Source organism: Cellulosimicrobium cellulans, assembly GCF_001722485.1.
Classification (GTDB): Bacteria; Actinomycetota; Actinomycetes; order Actinomycetales; family Cellulomonadaceae; genus Cellulosimicrobium; species Cellulosimicrobium cellulans_A.
Map to the genome: position 1 here is coordinate 1 of NZ_LWGL01000233.1, position 3,600 is coordinate 3,600.

The following is a 3,600-nucleotide window of genomic DNA, read 5'->3' on the forward strand; positions in this document are numbered from 1 at the left end:
AGCCGGCCCAACCGGCACGGTCTTCCTCGGCGGCGCCGTCGTGCCGCGCGCGCAGGTCCGGGCCGAGGGTGCGCTGCAGCGGGTCCGCGGACGCGTCGATATCGGCCCCGTAGGTCGGCCACGCGGCCTGCCGGCGCCGGGCACCGGGACGGAACCGCGCGTCGTCGGCCCGTGGGCGCGCCGGCGCGTCGCGGTGCTCGTGGACGTCGCTCACGCCACCATCCTGCCCGAGCCGGTCCGCCTCGACGGGACGGTCCGTCCCGGCCGCCCCGGTCACCGCTGCACTCCCGTGCCTGCTCGCGGCGGCCGTGTGCGAGGATGGCTCGCATGACCGCGCGAGGCGATCGTCGATTTCCCGGGCCCGTCACGGGCCCGCGCCGCTGACGCGCGCCGTCACGCCACCTGCCGAGCAGGACGCGGACGGACCGGCCCGGACGGGCGCCCTAGAATGACGCGGACGCGCCGGGCGCGTCCGCGCACCCGGCCCGTGGTGCGCACCGTGGGCCGCGTCCCACCGTCCCGCCACCGCCAGGAAGGCACCCATGTCCAGCCCTGACGCCGCCGTCGCCCGTCCCTCGCGGACCGACGACGGGGCCCTTGCCACCACGCCGTCGCCGCTCGACGCCGACGCCCTGCAGCGCGCGCTCGACGACGCCCTCGCGGCCGTCGCCGCCGCGGGCGACCTCGACGCCCTCAAGGCCGTGCGCACCGAGCACGCGGGCGACCGCAGCGCGCTCGCGCTCGCGAACCGGCAGATCGGCTCGCTCGCGCCCGAGGACAAGAAGACCGCCGGCCGGCTCCTCGGACCGCTGCGCGGGCGCCTGAACCAGGCGATCGCGGCGCGCCAGGCCGAGCTCGAGGCCGAGCGCGACGAGCGCGTCCTCGTCGAGGAGGCCGTCGACGTCACGCTCCCCACGGAGCGCGCGCCCCGCGGCGCACGGCACCCGTTGGAGACCCTTCAGGAGCGGATCGCCGACTTCTTCGTCGGGCTCGGGTGGGAGATCGCCGACGGGCCCGAGGTCGAGGCCGAGTGGTTCAACTTCGACGCCCTGAACTTCGGGCCCGACCACCCCGCGCGGCAGATGCAGGACACGTTCTACGTCGCCGGCGAGGGCGACGAGCCGTCGAACCTCGTGCTGCGCACGCACACCTCGCCGGTGCAGGCCCGCTCGCTGCTCGAGCGCGGCGTGCCGCTGTACGTGGCGTGCCCGGGCAAGGTGTTCCGCACCGACGCGCTGGACGCGACGCACACGCCCGTGTTCCACCAGGTGGAGGGCCTCGCGGTCGACAAGGGCCTGACGATGGCGAACCTCGTCGGCACGCTCGACGCGTTCGCGCGCGCGATGTTCGGACCCGAGGCGCGCACGCGGCTGCGCCCGGCGTACTTCCCGTTCACCGAGCCGAGCGCCGAGATGGACCTGTGGTTCCCGCAGAAGAAGGGCGGGGCCGGCTGGATCGAGTGGGGCGGCTGCGGGATGGTCAACCCGAATGTGCTGCGCGCGGTCGGGGTGGACCCCGAGGTCTACTCGGGCTTCGCGTTCGGGATGGGCGTCGAGCGCACGCTCATGCTGCGCCACGGGATCGCGGACATGCATGACATGGTGGAGGGCGACGTGCGCTTCTCCACCCAGTTCGGAATGGGGATCTGATGCCGTACGTCGCCCTCGACTGGCTCGGCGACCACGTCGAGCTGCCCGCCGGGCTCACGGCCGAGCAGCTCGCCGCGGACCTCGTGCGCGTCGGCCTGGAGGAGGAGGCGGTCCACGGCGCGGCCGTGACCGGCCCCCTCGTCGTCGGCCGCGTGCTCGAGCTGACGCCCGAGCCGCAGAAGAACGGCAAGACGATCAACTGGTGCCAGGTCGACGTCGGCACGCACAACGTCGACGGCGTCCCGGCCACGGACGGCGGGCAGCCCCGCGGGATCGTGTGCGGCGCGCACAACTTCGCCGAGGGCGACCTCGTCGTCGTGGCGCTGCCGGGCGCCGTCCTGCCGGGACCGTTCCCCATCGCGAGCCGCAAGACCTACGGGCACGTCTCCGACGGCATGATCTGCTCCCAGCGCGAGCTCGGCCTCGGCGAGGACCACGACGGCATCATCGTCCTGCCGCGCCTCGGGTACGCCGCCGACGACCTGACTCCCGGCCAGGACGCGGTCGCGCTGCTCGGCCTCGGCGACGAGGTCCTCGAGATCAACGTCACGCCGGACCGCGGCTACGCGTTCTCCTACCGCGGCGTCGCCCGCGAGTACGCGCACTCCACCGGGGCGCGGTTCACCGACCGCGGGCTGGAGGAGTCCCTCACGGCACCCCTGCCCGCCGCGACGCCCGACGGCTTCCCCGTCGAGGTCGACGACGCCGCGCCCGTCCAGGGCGTGCCGGGCTGCGACCGGTTCGTCACGCGCGTCGTGCGCGGGATCGACCCGGCCGCGACGACGCCCGCGTGGATGCAGCGGCGCCTCACGGCGTCCGGCATGCGCCCGATCTCGCTCGCGGTCGACGTGACGAACTACGTCATGCTCGACCTCGGCCAGCCGCTGCACGCCTACGACCTCGAGAAGGTCGCCGCCCCGGTGGTCGTGCGGCGCGCGGCGCCGGGCGAGCGACTCGTCACGCTCGACGACGTCGACCGCGCGCTCGACCCGCAGGACCTGCTCATCACCGACAGCCCCGACGGGGCGCGCGCGTCGCGCGTGCTCGGTCTCGCGGGCGTCATGGGCGGCGCGTCGTCCGAGGTCGGCCCGGCGACGACCGCCGTCCTCGTCGAGGCGGCGCACTTCGACCCCGTGACGGTCGCGCGCACCGCGCGCCGGCACAGGCTGTCGAGCGAGGCCGCCAAGCGGTTCGAGCGCGGCGTCGACCCGCAGCTGCCCGCCGTCGCGGCGCAGCGTGTCGTCGACCTGCTCGTCGAGCTGGGCGGCGGCACGGCCGACGCGGCCGTGTCCGACCTGGACCGGACCGCGGCGCCCGCGCCGGTGCGCCTCCCGGTCGGCGAGGCCGAGCGGCTGGTCGGTGTGCCGTACACGGCGGAGCAGGTCGTCGGCGCGCTGCGCGCGCTCGGCGCCACGGTCGACGAGGCACCGGGGGAGGACGGCCTGCTGGTCGTCACGCCGCCGTCGTGGCGCCCCGACCTCACCGGCGCGGCCGAGCTCGTCGAGGAGGTCGCGCGCCTCGTCGGCTACGACGCGATCCCCTCCGTCCTGCCGCCCGCCCCGGGCGGCAGGGGCCTGACGCGCGAGCAGTCCGTGCGGCGGTCCGTCGCGCGGGCGCTCGCGGAGGCCGGCCTCGTCGAGACGCTCAGCTACCCGTTCGTCGGCGAGGGCGAGCTCGACGCGCTGCGCCTCCCCGCCGACGACGAGCGGCGCCGCGCGGTGCGCCTCGTCAACCCGATCGCCGACGGCCGCCCGCTCATGCGCACCGACCTGCTGAGCACGCTGCTGGAGACGGCGCGCCGCAACGTCGGCCGCGGCCTGCCCGACGTCGCGGTGTTCGAGATCGGTCTGGTGACTCGGCCCCACGCCGGGGCCGGCGCGGCACCGGCGCTGCCGCCCGCGGTCCGCCCGTCGGACGACGCCCTCGCGGCGCTCGACGGCGCGAGCGGCTG

3 protein-coding genes are annotated in these 3,600 nt (G+C 76.1%); 2 read left to right on the plus strand and 1 reads right to left on the minus strand.

Going from position 1 to position 3,600, the window contains the following annotated elements:
* Nucleotides 1-214 (minus strand): hypothetical protein (locus JZ5iCDA_RS16190; protein ID WP_139123173.1); only part of this gene is annotated, 214 nt, incomplete at its 3' end.
* Between the two features lie 328 nt (nt 215-542).
* Here JZ5iCDA_RS16190 and pheS point away from each other — a divergent pair.
* Nucleotides 543-1,649, plus strand: coding sequence for a phenylalanine--tRNA ligase subunit alpha (pheS, locus tag JZ5iCDA_RS16195; RefSeq protein WP_069388074.1), 1,107 nt, complete (start codon nt 543-545; stop codon nt 1,647-1,649).
* Nucleotides 1,649-3,600: phenylalanine--tRNA ligase subunit beta (pheT, locus tag JZ5iCDA_RS16200; protein ID WP_069388075.1), on the plus strand; the 1,952-nt coding region annotated here is incomplete at its 3' end. The genes pheS and pheT, both read left to right, overlap by 1 nt.